Origin of the sequence: Demequina sediminis (assembly GCF_039545075.1) — a bacterium.
GTDB lineage: Bacteria > Actinomycetota > Actinomycetes > Actinomycetales > Demequinaceae > Demequina > Demequina sediminis.
In genome coordinates this window covers 1-21002 of sequence record NZ_BAABRR010000003.1, presented here as the reverse complement: position 1 = coordinate 21002, position 21002 = coordinate 1, and the positions used below count along the sequence as shown (strand labels likewise).

Annotated in this window: 22 protein-coding genes and 1 pseudogene; 15 read left to right on the top strand and 8 right to left on the bottom strand. The window is 69.9% G+C overall.

Translation table 11 applies throughout. The features are described 5' to 3' along the window. The first annotated feature begins 61 nt into the window (after positions 1 to 61). Genes ABEA62_RS03420 through ABEA62_RS03390 form a run of 7 tightly spaced genes read left to right on the top strand, consistent with a single transcriptional unit; the run spans position 62 to position 6064 of the window. The gene (locus ABEA62_RS03420; protein WP_286214805.1) at positions 62 to 298 is read left to right on the top strand and encodes a glutaredoxin family protein; all 237 of its coding nucleotides are present in this window, start codon (positions 62 to 64) and stop codon (positions 296 to 298) included. A gap of 19 nt (positions 299 to 317) precedes the next feature. Continuing rightward, complete coding sequence (locus ABEA62_RS03415) at positions 318 to 947, top strand: histidine phosphatase family protein (protein WP_286214806.1); 630 nt, start codon at positions 318 to 320, stop codon at positions 945 to 947. Next, positions 944 to 1519 carry a TlpA family protein disulfide reductase gene (locus ABEA62_RS03410; protein WP_286214807.1) on the top strand — a complete coding sequence of 192 codons (576 nt, stop codon included), beginning with the start codon at positions 944 to 946 and terminating at the stop codon, positions 1517 to 1519. The genes ABEA62_RS03415 and ABEA62_RS03410 overlap by 4 nt, the downstream gene beginning before the upstream one ends. Beyond that, the gene (locus tag ABEA62_RS03405) at positions 1516 to 2280 is read left to right on the top strand and encodes a cytochrome c biogenesis CcdA family protein (RefSeq protein ID WP_345378589.1); all 765 of its coding nucleotides are present in this window, start codon (positions 1516 to 1518) and stop codon (positions 2278 to 2280) included. Before ABEA62_RS03410 ends, ABEA62_RS03405 begins: the two co-directional genes overlap by 4 nt. Beyond that, positions 2280 to 3905 carry a cytochrome c biogenesis protein ResB gene (gene resB / locus ABEA62_RS03400; protein WP_286214809.1) on the top strand — a complete coding sequence of 542 codons (1626 nt, stop codon included), beginning with the start codon at positions 2280 to 2282 and terminating at the stop codon, positions 3903 to 3905. The genes ABEA62_RS03405 and resB overlap by 1 nt, the downstream gene beginning before the upstream one ends. Continuing rightward, a complete protein-coding gene (gene ccsB, locus ABEA62_RS03395; protein ID WP_286214810.1) occupies positions 3902 to 4936 on the top strand; it encodes a c-type cytochrome biogenesis protein CcsB in 1035 nt (344 codons plus the stop codon). The genes resB and ccsB overlap by 4 nt, the downstream gene beginning before the upstream one ends. 3 nt (positions 4937 to 4939) lie before the next feature. Further along, on the top strand, positions 4940 to 6064 hold the full coding sequence (locus ABEA62_RS03390; protein ID WP_286214811.1) for a glycosyltransferase family 4 protein: 1125 nt from the start codon (positions 4940 to 4942) through the stop codon (positions 6062 to 6064). An 11-nt stretch (positions 6065 to 6075) separates the two neighbouring features. On the opposite strand, the gene ABEA62_RS03385 is transcribed toward ABEA62_RS03390, so the two are convergent. Continuing rightward, positions 6076 to 7089, bottom strand: a complete 1014-nt coding sequence (locus ABEA62_RS03385; RefSeq protein ID WP_286214812.1) for a LacI family DNA-binding transcriptional regulator — start codon at positions 7087 to 7089, stop codon at positions 6076 to 6078. A gap of 128 nt (positions 7090 to 7217) precedes the next feature. Between ABEA62_RS03385 and ABEA62_RS03380 the strand changes: the two genes are divergently transcribed. The 5 genes from ABEA62_RS03380 to ABEA62_RS03360 are packed head-to-tail and all read left to right on the top strand — an operon-like array spanning position 7218 to position 14056. Then, complete coding sequence (locus ABEA62_RS03380) at positions 7218 to 8561, top strand: ABC transporter substrate-binding protein (RefSeq protein ID WP_286214813.1); 1344 nt, start codon at positions 7218 to 7220, stop codon at positions 8559 to 8561. A gap of 35 nt (positions 8562 to 8596) precedes the next feature. Continuing rightward, complete coding sequence (locus ABEA62_RS03375) at positions 8597 to 9646, top strand: carbohydrate ABC transporter permease (RefSeq protein ID WP_286214814.1); 1050 nt, start codon at positions 8597 to 8599, stop codon at positions 9644 to 9646. Positions 9647 to 9651: 5 nt separating this feature from the next. After that, a complete protein-coding gene (locus ABEA62_RS03370; RefSeq protein ID WP_286214815.1) occupies positions 9652 to 10542 on the top strand; it encodes a carbohydrate ABC transporter permease in 891 nt (296 codons plus the stop codon). Then, on the top strand, positions 10539 to 12806 hold the full coding sequence (locus tag ABEA62_RS03365) for a beta-xylosidase/alpha-l-arabinosidase (RefSeq protein ID WP_345378580.1): 2268 nt from the start codon (positions 10539 to 10541) through the stop codon (positions 12804 to 12806). Before ABEA62_RS03370 ends, ABEA62_RS03365 begins: the two co-directional genes overlap by 4 nt. Beyond that, positions 12803 to 14056 carry an endo-1,4-beta-xylanase gene (locus ABEA62_RS03360; RefSeq protein ID WP_345378579.1) on the top strand — a complete coding sequence of 418 codons (1254 nt, stop codon included), beginning with the start codon at positions 12803 to 12805 and terminating at the stop codon, positions 14054 to 14056. The genes ABEA62_RS03365 and ABEA62_RS03360 overlap by 4 nt, the downstream gene beginning before the upstream one ends. Here the strand turns inward: ABEA62_RS03360 and ABEA62_RS03355 are convergent, their stop codons facing one another. Further along, positions 14057 to 14356 carry a PLD nuclease N-terminal domain-containing protein gene (locus ABEA62_RS03355; RefSeq protein WP_286214818.1) on the bottom strand — a complete coding sequence of 100 codons (300 nt, stop codon included), beginning with the start codon at positions 14354 to 14356 and terminating at the stop codon, positions 14057 to 14059. 31 nt (positions 14357 to 14387) lie between these two features. Between ABEA62_RS03355 and ABEA62_RS03350 the strand changes: the two genes are divergently transcribed. After that, the gene (locus tag ABEA62_RS03350) at positions 14388 to 14669 is read left to right on the top strand and encodes a DUF4229 domain-containing protein (RefSeq protein ID WP_286214820.1); all 282 of its coding nucleotides are present in this window, start codon (positions 14388 to 14390) and stop codon (positions 14667 to 14669) included. A gap of 12 nt (positions 14670 to 14681) precedes the next feature. On the opposite strand, the gene ABEA62_RS03345 is transcribed toward ABEA62_RS03350, so the two are convergent. Together ABEA62_RS03345 and ABEA62_RS03340 are read right to left on the bottom strand one after the other, a co-directional pair. After that, positions 14682 to 15551, bottom strand: coding sequence for a 1,4-dihydroxy-2-naphthoate polyprenyltransferase (locus tag ABEA62_RS03345; protein WP_286214821.1), 870 nt, complete (start codon positions 15549 to 15551; stop codon positions 14682 to 14684). Continuing rightward, positions 15548 to 16579, bottom strand: a complete 1032-nt coding sequence (locus ABEA62_RS03340; RefSeq protein ID WP_286214822.1) for an AMP-binding protein — start codon at positions 16577 to 16579, stop codon at positions 15548 to 15550. Before ABEA62_RS03340 ends, ABEA62_RS03345 begins: the two co-directional genes overlap by 4 nt. Positions 16580 to 16773: 194 nt before the next feature. On the opposite strand from ABEA62_RS03340, the gene ABEA62_RS03335 reads away from it, so the two are divergent. Together ABEA62_RS03335 and ABEA62_RS03330 are read left to right on the top strand one after the other, a co-directional pair. After that, positions 16774 to 17091: a helix-turn-helix domain-containing protein gene (locus ABEA62_RS03335; RefSeq protein WP_286214823.1), complete on the top strand. Its 318-nt coding sequence runs from the start codon at positions 16774 to 16776 to the stop codon at positions 17089 to 17091. After that, the gene (locus tag ABEA62_RS03330; RefSeq protein WP_286214824.1) at positions 17088 to 18038 is read left to right on the top strand and encodes an integrase core domain-containing protein; all 951 of its coding nucleotides are present in this window, start codon (positions 17088 to 17090) and stop codon (positions 18036 to 18038) included. The genes ABEA62_RS03335 and ABEA62_RS03330 overlap by 4 nt, the downstream gene beginning before the upstream one ends. Here the strand turns inward: ABEA62_RS03330 and ABEA62_RS03325 are convergent. The 4 genes and pseudogenes from ABEA62_RS03325 to ABEA62_RS03310 form a co-directional block, all read right to left on the bottom strand. After that, positions 18038 to 18166: pseudogene (locus ABEA62_RS03325) on the bottom strand (GDP-mannose 4,6-dehydratase); the annotation flags it as partial. The gene ABEA62_RS03330 and the pseudogene ABEA62_RS03325 overlap by 1 nt on opposite strands. A gap of 39 nt (positions 18167 to 18205) precedes the next feature. Continuing rightward, a complete protein-coding gene (locus ABEA62_RS03320; protein ID WP_286214825.1) occupies positions 18206 to 19456 on the bottom strand; it encodes a glycosyltransferase family 4 protein in 1251 nt (416 codons plus the stop codon). 403 nt (positions 19457 to 19859) lie between these two features. Then, positions 19860 to 20165: an integrase core domain-containing protein gene (locus ABEA62_RS03315; protein WP_286214826.1), complete on the bottom strand. Its 306-nt coding sequence runs from the start codon at positions 20163 to 20165 to the stop codon at positions 19860 to 19862. Then, positions 20149 to 21002: IS30 family transposase (locus ABEA62_RS03310; protein WP_345378574.1), on the bottom strand; the 854-nt coding region annotated here is incomplete at its 5' end. The genes ABEA62_RS03310 and ABEA62_RS03315, both read right to left, overlap by 17 nt.

Genomic DNA, 21002 nt, shown 5'->3' with positions numbered 1-21002 from the left:
GCGGAGCCGCGGGGGAGGGGGCATGCCGGGGCAGAGAGCCGCAGCCGCCTAGGCTGAGGCCATGCCCACCCGCGTGATGCTCTACACCCGCCCCGGCTGCCACCTGTGCGAGGACGCGCGCGGCGTGGTCGAGGCGACGTGCGCCGCGCTGGGCCAGGACTGGCTCGAGATCAACGTCGATTCCGACCCCGATCTCAAGGAGCGCTACGGCGACGAGGTGCCGGTCGCGACGGTCGACGGAGAGGTCGTGGGCTTCTGGCACATCGATCCCGAGAGGCTGCGCTCGGCACTTGTGTAGGTGGGAGACAATAGGCGTCATGCCCCGCGTCCATGTCCTGCGCCATGGCCACGTGCACAACCCGGATGGTGTGCTCTACGGCCGGCTTCCCGAGTTCCGCCTGTCCGACACCGGAGAGCGCATGGCACAGGCCGTCGCGGACCACCTGGTGGCCGCGTCCGAGCCGGTGGGCCGCGTGGTCTCCTCGCCGCTGCTGCGCGCTCAGCAGACCGCCGCGCCGGTCGCGGCCGCGTACGGGCTCGAGATCGCGACGGACGACCGCCTGATCGAGGCAGACAACGCCTTCGCGGGCGGGCCCACCCCCACACCGCTCGCCCTCGCGCACCCGCGCCACTGGTGGCTGCTGCGCAACCCGTGGAGGCCGTCGTGGGGCGAGCCCTACCGCGAGCAGGCCGCGCGCATGCGCGCCGCGATCGTCGACGCCGCCGCCGCGAACCCCGACTCCGCCACGGTGCTCGTGAGCCACCAGCTGCCCATCTGGGTCGCGCGCATCGACGCCGAGGGCCGCTCGTTCCTCCACGACCCCCGCTCGCGCCAGTGCGCGCTTGCGTCCCTCACGAGCTTCGACGTCGACCTCGCACCGGACGCCCCCCGCGTCACCTTCGCGGGTTACTCGACGCCCGCGGCGCACATCGGGGTCCCCCGATGAGCCGCACCGCACGGCTCGCGGTGCTCGCCGCGATCGTGCTCGCGATCGTGCTCACCCTCGCGGCGTGCGCGCCGGGCGAGGCGCCCGAATCCCCCGGGTACGTGTCGGGTGACGGCACCGTGACGGTGCTGGGCGGTGAGGGCGATCCCGTCGCTCTCGCGGGGACCGCTTTCGACGGCAGCGAGGTCGACATCGCGGACTTCCGCGGCCAGGTGGTGCTCATCAACACGTGGTACGCAGCGTGCCCGCCGTGCCGCGCCGAGGCGCCCGCGCTCGCCGAGATCGACGCGCGCGACGACGTCCAGATCGTGGGCGTCAACGGCAGGGACGATGCCCCGACCGCCGAGGCCTTTGAGCGCACCTTCGGCATCACGTATCCGAGCATCGACGACTCGAACGGCGCGGCCACCGCCGCTCTCCAGGGAATCGTCGCGATGAACGCGGTTCCGACCACGCTCGTGCTCGACACCGAGGGGCGGCTGCATGCGCGGATCATCGGCACGGTCGATGAGTCCACGCTGCGTTCGCTGATCGACGAGGCCGCCGGATCGGCGAGCGAGGCCGCCGCGTGAGCGGGCTTGCCCTCGACGGCTCGTTCGCCGGCATCGCGCTGTCGGGGTCGATGCTGCTCGCGGTGCTCGTCGCGATCCTCGCCGGGCTCGTGAGCTTTGCCTCGCCGTGCGTCGTGCCGCTCGTGCCCGGGTACCTGGGCTACGTGTCGGGTATGGCCGGCGCGGGCGGGACGGGCAAGACCTCGCGGCCCAAGCTCGTCGCGGGTGCCGTGCTGTTCGTGCTGGGCTTCTCGGCGGTCTTCGTGACGCTCGGATTCCTTGCCTCGTCTCTGGGCGCCGCACTCACCCCGTACCTCACGATCATCACGCGCGTGCTCGGCGTGATCGTCATCCTGCTGGGCTTCGCCTTCATGGGCGCGATGCCGTTCCTGCAGTCCGAGAAGCGCCTTCACGTGAGTCCCACCGCGGGCCTCGCGGGCGCCCCCGTGCTGGGTGTCGCGTTCGGGCTCGGCTGGACCCCGTGCATCGGCCCCACGCTTGCCGCGGTGTTCACGCTCAGCCTGTCCGAGGCGACCCAGGGACGCGGGGTCGCGCTCGCGGTCGCGTACTCTATCGGACTCGGCCTGCCGTTCATCCTGCTCGCGGTGTTGTTCGAGCGCTCGGGCCGGGTGTTGGGCTGGCTGCGACGCTGGCGGCTGCCGCTCATGCGCGCGGGCGGGGCGATGCTCATCGTGTTGGGCGTGCTGCTCGTGACGGGGCTGTGGGAGCGCCTCACGGGGCTGCTGCAGGGCTGGATCGACGGCTTCTGGGTGGCGGTCTGATGGCGCGCCTCAAGCTCGACAACTACGTGGTGCCCGAGGCGCCGCGGCTGGGCGTGCGTGGGTGGCTGCGATGGATGTGGCGCCAGGTCACGAGCATGCGCGTGGCGATCATCCTGTTGGTGCTGCTCGCGCTCGCGTCCATTCCGGGATCGGTGCTGCCGCAGTGGCCTCAGGATGCCGCCGCCACGCGCGGCTTCATCGCCGCCAACCCGTTCTGGGGTCCGCTACTCGACACGCTGGGCTTCCTCGACGTGTTCGGCTCGGCGTGGTTCACCGCGATCTACCTGCTGCTCTTCGCGTCGCTGATCGGCTGCATCACGCCCCGCACGCTCCACCACTGGCGCGAGCTGCGCCGTCCGGTCGCCGCGACCCCGCGCCGCCTCGACCGCTACGCGTCGCGTGGTCCCGTCACCGTGTCGGTCTCGGCGGACGATGCCGCGGCACGGGTGGGTGCGCACCTGCGCCCCCGCGCGGGCTGGCTGGGCGCCCTCACGGGCTACCGTGTGCGCATCGACCGTCGCGAGCGCGCGGACGGCACCCCCGAGGTGGCGCTCGCGGCCGAGACGGGCCACGTCCGCGAGGTCGGCAACCTGGTCTTCCACGCGGCCCTCGTGGGTGTGCTGCTCGCGATGGGCGCCGGCTCGCTGCTCACGTATCGCGGCCAGGCGATCATCGTCGAGGGACGGTCCTTCACGAACGCGGTGGTCGCCTACGACACCTTCGACGCGGGGCGGCTGTTCAACCCCGCGTCGCTTGACCCCTTCACGCTGCGCCTCGACACCTTCGACGCGGTCTTCGACGATGCGGGCCGTGCGCTGGACTTCACCGCGCACGTGACCTACACCGCGCCCGGTGCCGATCCGGTGGCCGCAGAGGTGGCGGTCAACTACCCGCTCGAGGTCAACGGCGCGAAGGTCTACCTGCAGGGCAACGGCTTCGCCCCGGTGATGACCGTGCGCGACCCCGCCGGCGAGGTCGCGTTCTCGGGACCCGTGCCGTTCCTCCCGCAGGACGCGGTGTACACGTCCTCGGGAGTCATCAAGGCGCCCGACGTGACGGTGGGCGAGCAGCTGGGCTTCAAGGCCACGCTCTACCCGAGTGCGGTGGAGGGACCGTTCGCGATCGGCTCGGTGCATCCCGACCCCGCCAATCCCGTCATCACGATGCTCGCCTTCGAGGGCGACCTGGGTCTCGACGAGGGCGTGCCGCAGAACGTGTACCGGCTCGACGAGTCGCAGTTGAGCCCCGTGCGCGGCGACGACGGCCAGCCGCTCACGCTGCGCCTCGCGCTGGGCGACACCGTCGAGCTGCCGAGCGGCGCGACCGTCTCGTTCGAGGAGCTGCCGCGGTTCGTGGCGCTCGATTTGCGCGCGGATCCGTCGCTGCCGTGGCTGCTCGTGGCCGCGGTGCTCACGCTCGCGGGCCTCGCGACGTCGCTGTTCGCGTCGCGCCGGCGGCTGTGGATGGTCGCGCGTGAGGTCGACGGAACTACAGTGGTGACCGGCGCCGCGCTCGCGCCGGCCCACGACACCGCCGTGATGGAGGCCCTCGAGCGCGCGCTCGCGGTGGCGTCGGGTGGGGAGCCGGACGCCGCGCGTGACCCAGGGGAGAGGGAGCACCAATGAACGTCACCGATCTGAGCGTGATGGCGCTGTGGGGAGCGGCGACGCTCTACGCGATCGCCATGGTCGCGCACGCGATCCGCCTCGCGCGCGTCGCCGATCAGCGCGCGGCCGCGCGGGTCGCGGTCGCGGCCGGGAGCGCCGCGTCCTCCGCGGAAGCCTCCGCGGGTGAGACGGGAGACGCGCCCGCTCCGGCATCGTCCGTCCGCACCGGACGCGCGTCCGTCGCCAAGCCGGCGGGCATCGCCCGATCGACCACCCTGGTGGGCGCCGTGTTGCACGGCGTGGGCCTGATCGCGCGCGGAATCGACGCCGGCCACGCGCCATGGTCGAACATGTACGAGTACACGATCTCGGGCTCGTTCTTCGCGGTCGCCGTCTTCCTCATCGTGCAGCGCCGGCGCGACATCGCGTTCCTCGGCGCAGGTGTCACGGGGTTTGCCACCGTCGCTCTCGGCATCGCGCTGACCGTGTTGTACGCGGACGTGAGCCCGCTGCCGCCCGCTCTCCAGAGCTACTGGCTGGTCATCCACGTGTCGATCGCGGTGCTCGTGACCGGCATCTTCATCGTGTCCTTCATCGCGACCGCGCTGCAGCTCATGCGCGACTACCGCGAGGAGGGCGAGCTGCCCGTCGAGGGTGGCCCGGTACGCCGCGCGTGGCGCCGCTGGCACAACCTGCTCGCGCGCTCGTACGACCGCGCGCGGTGGCTTGAGGCCGTGCCCTCCGCGACGTCGCTTGAGGCGCTGTCCTTCCGCCTCAACGCCGTGGGCTTCGTGCTGTGGACCTTCACGGTCATGGCGGGCGCGGTGTGGGCCGAGCACATCTGGGGCCGCTACTGGGGCTGGGATCCCAAGGAGGTGTGGAGCTTCGTGATCTGGGTGCTCTACGCCGCCTACCTGCACGCCCGCACCACGCAGGGATGGGCGGGGCGCCGCAGCGCGTGGCTCGCGATCGCGGGATTCGTGGCGCTCATCATGAACTTCACCGTGGTGAATCTCTACTTCCAGGGGCTGCATACCTATGCGGTTTGACGCATGAAGATTGCGCTGGTGCTAGACGACTCGATCGATCGCCCCGACGGGGTGCAGCAGTACGTCATGACGCTTGCGGGCTTCCTCATGCGTGCCGGGCACGAGGTGCACGTGCTGTGCTCCGAGGCGGCGGACCGCTCGGACGTCACGGTGCACTCGCTCGCCCGCAATGTGGGTGTCACGTTCAACGGCAACGGCCTGCGCGTGCCGAGGCCCACGTCGCGCCGCGCGATCCGCGCGCTACTCGAGGCCGAGCGCTACGACGTCATCCACGTCCAGACCCCCCACTCGCCGCTGTTCGCGGCGCGCGTGGTCGACGAGGCACGCAGGCTGCAGGCGCGCTCGGTGCGCATCGTGGGGACCTTCCACATCCTTCCCGACTCGCGGGTCGCGGAGTGGGGAACGCACGCGCTGGGACGCGCACTCGCGCGCAACCTACGTAAGTTCGACGCGTTCTGCGCGGTGTCGGCGCCCGCTGCCGCGTTCGCCGGTCGCGCGTTCGGGATCGCTCCGCGTGTGATCCCCTGTCCCGTCGACGTGAGTCGCTTCGCCGCCGAGGCCGCCGCGCGCGTGCCGGCGCCCGGCGAGGACGGGCGGCTGGTGGTGTCCTTCCTGGGCCGGCTGGTCCCGCGCAAGGGCGTGCTCGAGCTGCTGGGGGCGGTGGCGCTGCTGCCGGGCGAGGTGCGTGAGCGGATCGAGCTGCGTATCGGGGGCAAGGGTCCCCTCGCCGATGCGGTCGCCGAGGAGGTCGCAGAGCTGGGGCTCGAGCGCGTGGCGCTGCTTGGGTTCGTCGCGGAGGAGGACAAGGCGGCCTTCTACGCCGATGCCGACATCGCGGTCTTCCCCGCGACGGGAGGCGAGAGCTTCGGGATCGTGCTGGTCGAGGCGATGGCGTCGGGCGCGGGCGTGGTGCTGGCGGGGGCCAACCCCGGCTACCTCTCGGTGATCGGGCCGCGACCCGAGGTGAGTGTCGACGCCGCGGACGACGTCGCGTTCGCCGCGGCACTCGAGCGGCTCGTGCGCGACGCCGAGCTGCGCGCGGAGCTGCACGCCGAGCAGGCCGAGCACGTGCGTCAGTTCGACATCCAGCGCGTGGGTGCGCAGGTGCTGGAGTTGTACGGAGCCTAAGCCGGCGCTCGCTAGGAAGCGGGCGGTGCGGTAGACGCTGGCGGTGCCGTCGAGTCGCGCACCGTCAGTGTCGTGTCCATGCGCACGTGCTGCTCGCACGTGCCGCCCCTGACCATCGTCAGCAGCATCGACATCGCCTCCGCTCCCATCGCTTGGAGAGGCTGCCGCACGGTGGTGAGCGGCACGGGGGCGGCGACCGCCTCGGGGATGTCGTCGAAGCCGACGATCGACACGTCGCCCGGAACTGACAGCCCCATGTCGAGAGCGACGTCCATCGCGGCGAGCGCCGTCGTGTCGTTGGCGGCGAAGATCGCGGTGGGGCGATCGGGCAGGCTCAGCATGGACTCCGTGGCGTGGGCCGCGAGGTCGGGCTCGTAGCTCGTCTCCACCGCGAGGTCCTCGTCGATCGGGACGCCCGCGGCCTTCATCGCGGCGCGGAAGCCCTCCTCGCGCCTGCGGCCCGAGTCGAGGTCGTGGCGACCGCCGAGGAAGGCGATCCTGCGATGTCCCAGGTCGAGCAGGTGCTCTGTCGCGGTGTACGCGCCACCGAAGTTGTCGGAGTCGACGGTGGGGAGGGAGGACGGGCCGTAGTGCGGGTCGATCGCCACGACGGGCACGCCGGTCGCGGTGTTGAGGACCGTGGGCGTGACCAGTACCGCTCCGTCGATGAGCGTGCCGGCGAGCCGCGCGAGGGAGCGCCGCTCCCAGCCGTGGCCGTGGCCGCCGGAGTGCGCGAGCAGCTCATATCCGCTGTTCTCCGCCCCGGTCCATGCGCCCTTGAGGAGCTCGGCCGCGAAGGGCTCGAAGCCACCCACCAGGATGCCGAGGACGTTGGTGCGCTGTCCGCGCAGACCCGCGGCGGAGAGGTTGCCCGCGTAGCCGAGGTCGTCGATGACGCCCTGGACGCGGGCCATGGTGTCCTTGGACACGCCGTAGCGGCCATTGACCACCTTGGATACGGTGGCGACCGACACGCCCGCGATGCGGGCGACGTCGGCAAGCTTCACCCGGGCGACAGGTTCCATGGTTCGCACTATAGCGATTCACGCGATCCCGTTGCGAAAACGTTATCGATAACGATTGACGTGCCGGGCGCGAAGGTGCCACACTCACCACTGTTCGGCTTGAGTCAACGGAGACGAAAGGGGAAATCATGGCGAACATGCGACGGGTCACCGCAGGGGTGGCGATCGCAGCATCCATGGCGCTGCTTGCAGCGTGCAGCTCGAACGAGGAGCCCGAGGGCGGCGCGACCAGCGGCGCAACGGGAGGGGCCGCCGAGCCCGTCACTCTCACCTGGTGGCACAACGGCGTCGCCGGTGATTCCGGTGAGAACTCGATGGGCGACTACTGGGACAAGGTGGCGGCCGACTACATGGCGGCCAACCCGAACGTCACCATCGAGATTGAGCAGATTCAGAACGAGGACCTCCAGCGCACCCGCATTCCCACCGCGCTGCAGTCGGGCGATGCCCCGGACCTCTTCCAGCAGTGGGGCGGCGGCGAGATGGCCGCTCAGGCCGAGGCCGGCTACCTCATGGACCTGTCCGACGTGCTGGCGGATGACATCGAGCGCCTCGGCGGCGGTGTCGCTCCGTGGCAGGTGGGCGAGGTCACGTACGGCCTTCCGTACCAGTTCGCGGTCGAGGGCATCTGGTACCGCAAGTCGCTGTTCGAGCAGGCGGGCATCACCGCCGAGCCGACCACGATGGACGAGCTCGCCGACGCGGTCGACAAGCTGAAGGCCGCCGACATTACGCCGATCGCGGTGGGTGCGGCCGACGGCTGGCCGGCTGCTCACTGGTGGTACAACTTCGCGCTGCGCTCGTGCTCGCAGGACGTGGTGGCCGCGGCCGGCACGACCCTCGACTTCAGCGACCCGTGCTGGCTTGACGCCGGCACGCAGCTCGAGGAGTTCATCGCCACTAAGCCGTTCCAGGACCAGTTCATGTCGACCGTCGCGCAGGTGGGTGCCACGTCGTCCGCCGGCATGGTGGCCAACGGCACCGCGGCGATGGAGCTCATGGGCCAGTGGAACTACTTCGTGTACCAGGGCTTCACGGACGGATCGGACGAGGCCAACCAGGCCCTGCTCGACGACCTCGACTGGTTCCCGATGCCCGCCACAGATGGCGGTGCGGGTGACCCGAGCGCGGCGATGGGTGGTGGCGATGGCTTCTCGTGCTACGTCGACGCTCCCGCCGAGTGCGCTGACTTCCTCGCCTACATCGTGAGCGACGACGTCCAGCGTGGCTACGCCGAGGCCGTGGGTGGCCTGCCGGTTGCTCCGGCTGCCGCCGACGCCATCGCCTCCCCTGTTCTCCAGGAGATCGCCCAGACCACCAGCAGCGCGGCCTACGTGCAGCTGTGGATGGACACCCTCCTCGGCCCGAACGTGGGCGGCGCCATGAACGACGGCATCGTCAACATCTTCAACGGCACGGGCGACGCCCAGGGCGTTGTCAACGCGATGATCGCCGCCGCGGCGACTGCCTGATCCACTCTCGAGACCCAAGAAAGCGAGGCTCCCTGGTGACTGCACTGGAGGCCTCGGGTCGCAGCACGGTCCCCGCCGTCGACGCGCAAGCGTCGGCGGCGGGGCCGCGCCCGGTGACCCCTGCAACTGATCACCCGCGCCGTGACACGGTGCGCAAGTGGGCGGAGATCGCCCTCTTCGTGGGACCCGCGCTGGTCCTGTTCCTGACCTTCGTGGTCTACCCGGTCGTCTCGGCGGCCCGGTTCAGCCTCTACAAGTGGAACGGCGTGTCGCAGTTCTCCGACGCCGAGTTCATCGGCTTCGAGAACTACGCGCGAGCCCTCTTCGGTGGCACGGACCCCGCCACGCAAGAGGCGTTCGTGACGGCCTACTCCGAGCCCTTCTGGCAGGCACTGAGCCACAACTTTGCGATCATCTTCCTGTCGATGGCGGTCCAGTTGCCCATCGCACTGCTGGTCGCCCTCACGCTGAACCGCAAGTTCCGCGGCCGCGCCTTCACGCGCGTCGTGATCTTCGCTCCCTATGTGTTGAGCGAGGTCATCGCCGGAATCATGTGGTTGATCATCTTCGACCCCAACGGCATCGCCACCGAGTTCATGCAGTCGATCGGACTCGACTCGCCCGCGGGTGGATGGCTCGAGGACCCCACGTGGGGCTTCTGGACCGTGTTCTTCATCATCACGTGGAAGTACGTGGGACTGGCGATCATCCTCTTCCTCGCGGGACTGTCCGGAGTGAGCGAGGACCTCCAGGAGGCCGCCGCGATCGATGGCGCCAGCTGGTGGCAGATCCAGTGGCGGATCAACATCCCCCTGATCGGCCCCACGATCCGCATCTGGGCGTTCCTGTCGATCATCGGCTCGATTCAGCTCTTCGACATGGTGTGGGTCCTCAACCGAGGCGGCACCGCGGGGCAGTACTCGACCATCGCCAGCTACATGATGGAGATCGGCTTCTTCCGCGCGGACTGGGGCTATGGCTCCGCGATCGCCGTGATCATGTTCATCCTCTCCTTTGTCATCGCGCTGGCCTACATGGCGACCATCCTGCGACGCGACAACGCTCACCCCCGAAAGGCCAGGTAACGGCGATGGCTGTCGACCTGAACACGCGTACCGAGACGCCGCGCTCGACCGGGCGCACCCGCCGTCGCGGCGGCCTGCTCCCCGAGGGCTCGACCTACGTCGCGATCGGCATCGCGCTCGTCGGTGTGGGCCTCACGTTGGGCCCGATCCTCTACCTCATCCTGGGCGGATTCCGCACGCAGGGCGACCTCGCGGCGAACCCGACGGGTCTGCCCGACCCATTCATGTGGCAGAACTACTGGGACATCCTGTCCAAGCCGATGTTCTGGCGCCAGCTGCTCAACTCGACGCTGGTCGCGGTGGCCACCACCGCGGGAGTCGTGCTCTTCGGCACGATGGCCGCGTATCCGCTCGCGCGGTATTCGTTCAAGGCCCGCGAGTTCATCTTCGTGATCTTCACGACCGGCCTGATGTTCCCGCTCACCGTCGCGGTGCTGCCGCTGTACCTGCTGCTGCGCGACATGGGCATCTCGGGCCTGTGGGGACTCGTGATCCCGCAGATCGCCTTCGGCTTGCCGGTGACCATCATCATCCTGCGCCCGTTCCTCGCGGCCCTGCCCAAGGAGCTCGAGGAGGCGTCGTTCATGGACGGCATCTCGCGCATCGGCTTCTTCTGGCGGATGCTGCTCCCGCTCGCGCGTCCCGCGATGGTGACGGTCGGCGTGCTGGCGTTCATCGGCTCGTGGAACGCGTACCTGCTGCCGCTGCTGCTGCTCACGGGCGACCCGAGCGGCATGACCCTGCCGCTCGGTGTGACCACGTTCCAGGGCCAGCACTCCGCGGCGACCACCATGATCATGGCGTACACGTCGCTCGCAATGCTGCCCGCGCTCGTGTTCTTCCTGCTCATGGAGCGCAGGATCGTGGATGGCCTGACCGGCGCGGTGAAGGGATGACGGCCGTCGCATCCGCCGCCGTCAGCTCGCGCGTCGCGGACCTCGTGTCGCGCATGACGCTCGAGGAGAAGCTCGCGCAGATCACGGGATTCTGGGAGGACGAGAAGGGCGACGTGGTCGCCCCCCTGCAGGGGGAGGTGTCCGTCACCGGCGGCCTCGAGGAGGCCACCGCGCACGGCATCGGCCACTTCACCCGCATCTACGGGACCACTCCGCTGGACGCCGATGCCCGGGCGGCGACGCTGTGGGAGCGCCAGCGGGCGCTCGTGGAGGGCACACGGCTGGGCATCCCCGCGATCGTGCACGAGGAGATCCTCACGGGTCTGTCCGCGTGGAAGGCCGCGACGTACCCCGGTCCGCTGACGTGGGGCGCCGCGTTCGATCCCGAGCTCGTGGCCCGCATGGGCGCACTGATCGGCCGTGACTGCCGCGCGCTCGGCGTGCACCAGGGGCTTGCGCCCGTGGTGGACGTGGTCCGCGACCCCCGCTGGGGGCGGGTCGAGGAGTGCATCGCGGAGGACCCGTACCTCGTGGGCGAGCTCGGAACCAGCTATGTCGAGGGCGTGCAGTCCGAGGGCGTGCACGCGACCCTGAAGCACTTCGTGGGGTACTCCGCGTCGCGGTCGGGCCGCAACTTCGGCCCCGTGTCGATGGGTCCGCGCGAACTGCGCGACATCATGATGGTGCCGTTCGAGATGGCGGTCATCGACGGCGGCGTGAAGTCCGTCATGCACGCGTACACCGAGATCGACGGGATGCCCACCGCGGCGGACCCGACGCTGCTTGAGGGCGTGCTGCGCGACGAGTGGGGCTTCGATGGCGTGGTGGTGGCCGACTACTTCGGCGTCGCCTTCCTGCACCTGCTCCACGGGATCGCCGAGGACCTGTCCGAGGCGGCCGCGCTCGCGCTCACCGCGGGCATCGACGTCGAGCTGCCCACGGGTGACGCGTACCTCGCGCCGCTCGCGGCTGCCGTGCGGTCGGGACGCGTTCCCGAGGCGCTCGTCGACCGCGCCGTCGGCAGGATCCTCGCGCAGAAGGAGCAGTTGGGGCTGCTCGACGAGCGCTTCAACGGTCCGTCTCCCACCGGCGTCGAACTCGACGGTCCCGAGCACCGCGAGGTGGCGCGACTGTTGGCCGAGCGAGGCATCGTGCTGCTCAGCAACGACGGCACGCTGCCGCTGGGGGAGGACGGCTGTCCTTCCATCGCGGTGATCGGCCCGAATGCGGATCGCTACCAGGCGATGTTTGGCTGCTACTCGTTCGCCAACCACGTGCTCGACAAGCGTCCCGGGACGGAGCTGGGCCTCGAGGTCCCGACCGTTCTCGAAGCGCTTCGCTCCGAGATGGGTGGCGCCACGTATGCGCGCGGCTGCGAGGTCCAGGGCGATGACCGCTCCGGCTTCGACGAGGCCGTCGCGGCGGCCCGCGAGGCGAGCGTGGCCGTCATGGTCATGGGCGACCAGGCGGGGCTGTTCGGGCGTGGAACCTCGGGCGAGGGGTGTGACACCGACTCGCTCGAGCTTCCGGGAGTCCAGCGCGAACTCATCGAGGCCGTGCTCGAGACCGGCACGCCGGTCGTGTTGGTGCTGGTGACGGGCCGGCCGTACGCCGTCGGCTGGGCGCTCGAGCGCTGTGCCGCTGTGGTGCAGGCGTTCTTCCCTGGCGAGGAGGGTGCGCGCGCGATCGCGGGCGTGCTGTCGGGCCGGGTCAACCCCTCGGGGCGGCTGCCGGTCAGCATCCCGCGGTCGACCGGGGCGCAGCCGTTCACGTACATCCACCCCCGCCTCGGCGCGGACTCGGACGTGACGAACCTGTCCTCCGTGGTGCCCATGACCTTCGGTGAGGGGCTGTCGTACACGACGTTCGCCTACGAGGGCCTCGAGGTGGCCGATGCCGCGACGGACGGGGCAATCTCGCTCGCCGTCACGGTGCGCAACACCGGGCAGCGCCAGGGTGACGAGGTGGTGCAGGTCTACGCACGTCAGCGCAGGGCCTCGGTCACGCGTCCGCTCGCGCAGCTCGTGGGATTCGCGCGCGTGCCGCTCGAGGCGGGTGCGAGCGTCCGGGTCGAGTTCGACATTCCGGCCGCGCGGCTCGCATTCACGGGCAGGGACCTGGTGCGATCGGTCGAGCCCGGTGACGTCGAGCTGTGGGTGGGCACGCCGCGCATCCGGCATGCCGAGGGCGTGGTGAGCCTCGTGGGGGAGCGGGTGGCGGCGACGCGGGAGTCCCGCCGCCGCACGCTCTCGCGCGTGCGATGACTCCAGCGCCTCACCCCCGCCGGGGCGCCGCGACCGTCCGTCTCACGGACGCGACCGGCGCCCCGGCGGCGCACGAGCCAGTGCTGGTCGAGCAGCGATCGCACGCGTTTGGGTTCGGCTGCACCGCCTTCGAGCTCATCCCGGGAGGCGCGGCCGCGGATCCCGCGCACACCGCGCGCGAGGCCGCGCAGTGGCTCGCGGTGTTTAACCGCGCGACGCTCCCGTTGTACTGGCGCTGGTTTGAGACGGTGCCGGGACGGCCGGACACGCATCGCATCGCGGCCACCGCGCGCTGGCTGCGCGGGCATGGCGTGCGCGTCAAGGGGCACCCGCTGCTCTGGCACACGCTCGCCCCCGAGTGGCTGCTCGGGCGGTCGGAGCGTGACGTCGAGAACACGGTGCGCGCGCGGATCGCCCGCGACGCCGCGGCCTTCTCGGGGATCATCGAGGAGTTCGACGCGATCAACGAGGCCGTGATCCTGCCCGTCTTCACGGCGGAGGACAACGCGATCACCGAGCTGGCGAAGGCACGCGGACGGGTCGAGGTGGTGCGGCTCGCGTTCGAGACGGCGCGCGCCGCGAACCCGTCGGCACGCCTGGTGCTCAACGACTTCAACCTCAGTGCCGAGTACGAACTCCTCATCGAGGAGTGCCTGGCCGCGGGCATCGAGATCGACGCACTGGGGCTGCAGACCCACATGCACCAGGGCTATCGCGGAGCCGAGCAGGTCACCGAGATCCTCGACCGGTTCGGCCGGTTCGGGTTGCCGCTGCAACTAACCGAGACCAGCCTGGTGTCGGGCGCGCTCATGCCTGCCGAGATCGTCGACCTCAACGACTACGTGGTCGACGCGTGGCCGTCCACGCCGGAGGGTGAGGAGCGCCAGGCGCGCGAGCTTGAGGCGCACTATCGCGCCGTATGGGACCACCCGGCCGTCGAGTCCATCACGTGGTGGGGTCTCCAGGACCGCGGCCAATGGCTTGATGCTCCCGCCGGGCTCATTCGTGCCGACGGCACGCCCAAGCCCTCGTACGACGTGCTCCGCGACCTCGTGACGCGCGAGTGGTGGAGCGGTCCGGCGGCCGCGGTGACCGATGCCGACGGCAACCTTCGGATCGAGGGCGCCGCGGGGGAGTACCGCGTGACGTGGTCGGGCGGCGAAGTCGACGTCGACGTCGACGTTGTCGCGCACGCGGCGCACCACGCGGCTGGCGCGACTGCCGACGCGACCGCCAGCACGCTCGGCTAGTTACCGGCCCTGTTCCTCGCCGCTCTGGCGGCGCCTGCGTGCCTGATCGCGCAGCCACGCGAGGTACTCCGGGTCGTCGTCCGGCGCGCTGGGTCGCGTGCGCCCCTGCGTGGGCTGGTCCGGATAGAACTTGCTCAGCACGATCCAGGCTCCGGCACCGAGGATGGGCACCACGACGATGATGACGGCCCAGCCCCACTTGGGGACGCCGTAGGGCGCCTTGTCGGGACGCTGGGTCATGTCCGCGAGCGCGTAGATCACGAGGCCCACATAGAGCAGCACGGGCAGGTAGCGGAGCATCGATCAAGTTTACGCCGGGTACCGTGGAGCCATGAGCGTTGTCGCGTACTGGGGTGCCCGCACGGGCATCTTCCTCGTCGTCCTCGGGGTGCTGTGGGCCGTGAACTGGCGGGACGTGATTGCGTTCTTCGCCGCGTTCATCGTGGCCTGGCTGTTGTCGTACATCGCGCTGCCGGGACTGCGTCAGCGCGCGGCGGTGCAGATGGATGGGTGGATCAACCGCTCCGAGAAGGGACTGCGGGAGCTCGATGCCGAGGAGGACTCGGAGATCGGGGCAGACGGCGCGTCGGACGCCGCGCCCGACCACCGCTGATCGCGCAGCTCGCTAGAGCGCGATGCCCATCGCGAGGAGGAGCCCGTAGGCGAGCCCCACGCCGCTGATGCCGCGGAACATCACGCCGAAGTTCGCGCCCGACGCCCCCATGCGCATCCCGAGCGCGATGATCACGGCGGGCAGCGCGACCATCGTGGCGAGCAGCGCCCACGGGTGAGCGAAGGCCACCACGACGGCGAGTCCGATCGGCAGGGTCACGGACGCCGCGAAGAGCTGGCGCGCGCGCACCTCGCCCACCTTGACGGCGAGCGTGCGCTTGCCGGCGAGGGCGTCCGTCGCGAGGTCGCGGATGTTGTTGACCAGCAGGAGCGAGACGGCGTAGAGCCCCACGCCCGCCGATGCCGCCGCAGCCCACCACGTCACCGTGCCGGCCTGTGTGAGCATCGTTCCCAGGGTCGCGACCGGTCCGAAGAAGATGAAGACGCTCACCTCTCCCCAGCCGTCGTATCCGTAGGGCCGGGACGAGCCCGTGTAGGTCCACGCGGCCACGATCGCGACCGCACCCACCGCAAGGAGCCACCACGGTCCCGCGACCACGACGAGCGCCAGGCCCAGCACCGCTCCGACCGCGAACGAGAGGTACGCGGCGCGCTTGACCGAGGACGGCAGCGCCTTGCCCGACGCGACCAGCCGCTCGGGGCCGATCCTGTCGATGTCGGTGCCGCGCACCCCGTCCGAGTAGTCGTTGGCGTAGTTCGAGCCCACCTGGAGGGCGAGCGCGACGCCGAGCGCGAGGACCGCGGGCAGCAGGCGGAAGCCGCCGATCGCGATGGCTGACGCCGTTCCCACGATCACGGGCACTGCCGCGGTCCACAGCGTGCGTGGGCGGGCGCCCGCGATCCAGTCGGCGGTGGTGGTCATCGATCCTCCTGTTGCGCCAGCCTCCGGGCGGCGGGCCGGTCCATCTTCCCACCCGGGGTGCGGGGCAGGCGCGCGACCCGGATGATGCTCCGCGGCCTCTCGTAGCGCTCCAGGGTGTCGAGGGCTGCGGCCAGTGCGTCCGCGTCGATGTCGCCCTCGACTACCGCGACCACGCGCTCGCCCCAGTCGGGGTCGGGCACACCGACCACGGCCGCCGCCGCGGCTCCCGCGCGCTCGATCGCGAGCTCGACGCGCTGCGGATGGACCTTGACGCCGCCGGTGTTGATGACGTGGTCGGCGCGGCCGAGCACGCGAAGCCGTCCGCCGGACAGTTCGCCCAGGTCGCTCGTGACGAACCAGCGGGTGCCGTCGCGCTCCCGAAAGTCGGAGGCGTCGCCGTCAGCGTAGCCGAGCGCCAGGGTGGGCCCCGACAGCCAGATGCGCCCGTCGGCGTCGACCCGAACCCCGACGCCGTCGAGCGGAATGCCGTCGTAGACGCAGCCGCCCGTGGTCTCGGACATGCCGTAGGTGGTCACGACGTTCGCGGGGGCGTCCGGCTCGGTCAGGGCGGCGCCGCCCACCAGGACGTTGTCGAAGGTGGCGAGTGCTGCGCGCCCCTCGGGATCCGAGAGGAGGCGCCTGAGCTGGGTGGGCACGAGCGAGACTCGGCGCGGGCCGGAGTGGGGCATTGCGGCGGCGGCGCTCGCGAATGCGGATGCCGTGAAGGGGCCCGCTGGCATGGTCGCTAGTGCGGTGCCCGCGAGGATCGCGCGGGCGATGACCATCGCGCCGCCGATCCGCGTGGGAGGGAGTGCGAGGAGCCACGACGCGGTCGCCGCAGGGTCTGAGTCGCCCGCCAGTCGGGCGGCGGTGAGTGCGGCCGATGCACGGATCGCGGCCGCGCTCACGAGCACGTCGCGTGGGGCTCCGGTCGAACCCGACGTGGGGACGATGATTCCCTCGGACCGACCCTCGCGGGCCTCGGTCAGGGCGCGATGCGGGTCCCGGTCGAGGCGCGCGTAGCTCACCGCTCCAGCCTAGGCGGTGCCACGCGTGGCAGTGTCGTGCCGCGGCGCACTCATGCGGCTTGTGGTGGTGCTTGGGGTGGGTGGAGGTCGAGGGCTCGTTTGCCTCCCAGGATGGGGGTGCGGGTGGGGTCGACCTGTCGCGCGTCAGACTTAGTGGCAGGGCTGTTAGTTGAGTCCTGAACGGAGAGTCAGTCATGGGAAGACCCCCGCAGATCCCCGCGGAGAAGAAGACCAGGATCGTCCTGGCAGTGCTGGCCGGCGAGTTGTCGATTGCTGAGGCGGCCCGTAAGGAGAAGGTCTCGGAGCAGTCGATCGGCCGCTGGAAGGCCGACTTCCTCGAGGCCGGCAAGAGCGCCCTCACATCGGGCCGCTCGGGTCCGTCAACACGCGAGCAGCAGCTTGAGGCTGAGGTCACGGAGCTGACGCAAGCGCTGGGTGAGGCGGCGGTCGAGATCCGGGTGTGGAAGAAGTCCGCGGAGGGCCGCTTGGGCCCTTCACGGACCTCGAGATGATCCGCGTAGAGGCGGGCATGTCGACCTCGAGGTTCTGCGAGATCTTCGACATGCCCGAGCGGACGTGGCGGCGTTGGCAAGCGCGTGCTCGTGGCGGCGAGCAGGTGAAGGGGCCGTGGCCGCAACCCGCGCGCACCGCCGTGCGTGAGCATGTCGTGGCGCACGCGACCGCGCATCCGGCGTGGGGGCACCGCAAGATCTGGGCGATGGTGCGCCACGACGGCGTGCGCACGTCCGAGGCGACCGTGCTGCGCACGCTTCGCGCCGAGGGACTGCTGCTGCCCGCCCACTACCAGCGGGAACGCAAGCAGCTCGCGCAGCGACGCAAAGCGGCGTTCGCGACCGAACCGACGGGGCCGAATCAGGTGTGGCAGCTGGACTTCAGCGAGTTCGAAACCACCGCCGGCGGCACGTGGCGCATCGCCGCCTGCCGCGACTACTGGTCCAAGTTCGAGTTCGACGCTCACGTGTCACCGAGTGCGAACATGTACGACGCCATCGCCGCCGTCGAGAAGGCCCTCGCGGAGGCTGAAGCGATGCTCGGCCGGCCGCTGCGCGATCTGGCGGTGGAGGACCCCGAGACGGGTCTGTTGATCCCGGTGGTGACGATCGTGACGGACAACGGCGGACCGTTCCGGTCGTTCACGTTCGAGGCGTTCATCGCCGCCCATCCCGAGCTGTGCCACGTCCGCACCCGCGTCCGCACGCCGGGCCAGAACGGCTCGCGCGAGCGCGGCTTCGGATCGATGAAGTACGAGTGGCTGTACCGCCACGAGATCGACGACGCCCTGGACCTCGTCGACCAAATCGACGCGTACCGCGCCGACTACAACCACGTGCGATCTCACGAGGCGATCGCCTGGAACCGGCCCGCCGAGGTCCACCAGGGGCTGGCAGACCCGACCATCCCCACCTTTGAAACCGAAGAAATCCTGCCAACTACTTGACGCGGGACATTGAAGGTGGAAGCCCGACGGATCAAGCCATGGACCTCATACCCCTTGCTCAGCAGGAGCTCGGCGAGGTAGCTGCCGTCCTGGCCCGTGATACCGGTGATGAATGCCTTCTCGGCCACGTCGGTTCCCCCATGTGTCGGTGTGGTCGTGAGTTCCGCTCAGGAGGCCAGGGTACCGGGCGCAGTTTTCCGCTGGGTTACTACGTCCAGAACTTCGAGCCATGACTTGATCGCGGCATCCTCCGACAGGTGAGAGCGCCAGTACGCGGCACCTGCCAAGGCGGCGGCATCCAGTGCGTCCGAGTCCTCGAGGTACTCCAATGCCGCGTCGAGCAGGCCGTGAGGATCGCCGGACGGAGTGATCCGGCCAGCCTGCGACTCCCTGAGGATGCCTGCAACGATTCCCTCGGGATCCACCGCGGCGAGCACTGGCCGCTCCGCTGCGAAGTACGACGTCAACTTGGACGGCGCCGCCATCTCCTTGACCCCGGGGAGCTCATTCACCAGCAGGACGTCCGCTGCCGCCAGCGCGTCGGGGAACAACTCATCCGATAGCGGGTCGATGAATCGCAGGGTGGGTGCGCCGTCCGCGAGCGACTCGAGCTCGGCGCGCTCGGCGCCGTCGCCCAACAGAATGAACTGGACATCGTCGCCGCGTTGGTGGGCGAGGCGCGCGGCCTCGACCACAGTCGTGAGGCCCTGCTTGCGACCCATGTTGCCGCTGTGGAGGACGATGCGCGCCGCCGGGTCCCACCCAAGCCTTGCCCGTGCATCGTCCCGGCGCCGGGGCGAGGGCGACACGTGCGACCAATTGCGGATCACGAAGGTGCGATCGGGATCGGCGCCCAGGTCGCGGATCATGCGCTCGCGCATGGCCGGATGGATGGCGACGACCGCGTCGGCGTGCTTCAAGAGCCACCGCTCGACCGTCTTGGCGATGCGGACAGCGATGCTCGAGCCCTCGCCGGTCTCCATCATTCCGTGGGTGTAGAGGTCCTGTACCCACACCGCGTGGGGGATGCGCCGTGGGAATCGCAGACGCACCGCACAGAGCGCAGATGCGAACAGCGCCGGGGAGACCAGGATCGCGGCGTCGGTGCGGCCCCAGGGCGAGTTCATCTGGTGCAACCCGAAATGAAGCTCCGAGAGCAGCCGCTTGAGGCCGCGCGGCGGGTTCGGGATCCAGTGGGCAACGCGGCGCAGATCAACCCCCTGGTCCTCGGACCGCGCGTACAGACCGGGGTACTCTGCATACCGCGACCACTGGGGGTAGTGGGGGAAGCCGGTCACGGCCGTCACCCCGCTGTTCTCCACCAATCGGCGTGCGAGAGCGGTGGTGTACGGGGCGTTGCCGGTGGGCTCGGGCGAGTAGTTCAGTGCGAGGAGAGTCACATTGCGCCCGGATGCCACGCCGCTACTCTACCGATGTAAATGAGCACGTCGTACTAAAATTTAGCGCTCGAGGTCGGTGCGCGATGCCATCCTCCGTGCGCCGCTGGGTGGCCTCGGCACAATGTGTAGGTCCCCGCATATTATTCGTGTACGAACACCCGGCCCATTGACAGGACAAACCGGGGCGGCCAGGCTGGCATTACGGGGGCGACGGTCTTGAATCTCCACTCACGCGCGTCTCGCGCCTGTCCACAGTGTGCTGAGTCCACCTCCCGACTTATTCGCAAGGATCTGAAGTCGTCAGGTTCTGTGCTGAGACGCTTGGCGCTCCTCGTCATGCTGGACAACTCCGCGCTGATCCTTTGGCACCGCGTCAACCACTGTGAAGTTGACCCCGTTTCCCGGACAGGTAGTTGGTTGGTCATGCGGCCAGCGCGAGCTGGTGGCGTTCGTACTCTAGCGGGCTGAGGTAGCCCAGGGCGCTGTGGCGTCGGCGGGCGTTGTACCAGCCGTCGATCCAGGTGTAGGAGCCTCGCCGGGCATCCTCGATGGTCGCGAAGACGTGCCGGTGGTAGTACTCGTTTTTGAACACCGACCAGAACGACTCGGCCGGGGCGTTATCCCAACACACGCCGGTGCGGCCCATCGATCGCAGCAGTCCGAGTTCCTTGGCGGCAGCGGCGATCTGTGCGCTGGTGTATTGACCAGGTTCAACCGGTCGATGCAACACCGGCTTGTGTGAGCAAGACTAGTTGCTCGTTGAAGGCTTCGGCTGGGGTCTTCCAACCGAGGGTCTTTCGGGGTCTGGTGTTGAGTGCGTGGGCGACGGCGGCGAGCTCGTCGGCGGACCAGCGGGATAGGTCGGTGCCCTTGGGGAAGTACTGGCGCAGCAGCCCGTTGGTGTTCTCGTTCGTGCCGCGCTGCCACGGCGACTGCGGGTCGGCGAAGAACACCGGAATGCCGGTGGCGACCTTGAACTGGGCGTGCGCGGACATCTCCTTGCCACGATCCCAGGTCAGCGACCGTGCCAGCTCGGTCGGCAGCGTCGACATGGTGTTCGTCAGTGCCTTCGCCATCGTGAGTGCGCCGTAGCCGGCCAGCGCCGGTCCGTTCTTCGGTGTCTCCTTGTGCCGGTAGCCCTCCTCACGGGGAAGGTGCACGAGCATTGTGAAGCGTGTCGTGCGGTCCACGACGGTGCCGATCGCGGACCGCTCAAGCCCGATGAGGAGGTCGCCTTCCCAGTGGCCGGGCACGGCCCGGTCGTCGGCCTCGGCGGGGCGTTCGCTGATCAGCGTCTCGGGGGTGACGTGGGCCCACGTCTTGCGCCTTGAGCGCTCACGTGGCATTCGCAGCGCGCGCCCCGTCCGCAGGCACCACACCAGCTCACGCTTGAGCGCACCCCGTCCCTCGATGAACAGCGACTGGTAGATCGCTTCGTGGCTGATACGCATGGACTCATCATCGGGGAAGTCGATCGGCAGCCGGTTCGAGATCTGCTCAGGGCTCCACGCCTGCGTCCACGCCCGGTCCTTGCGGTGCGGCTTGCCCCGCCCGGTGAAGCGCG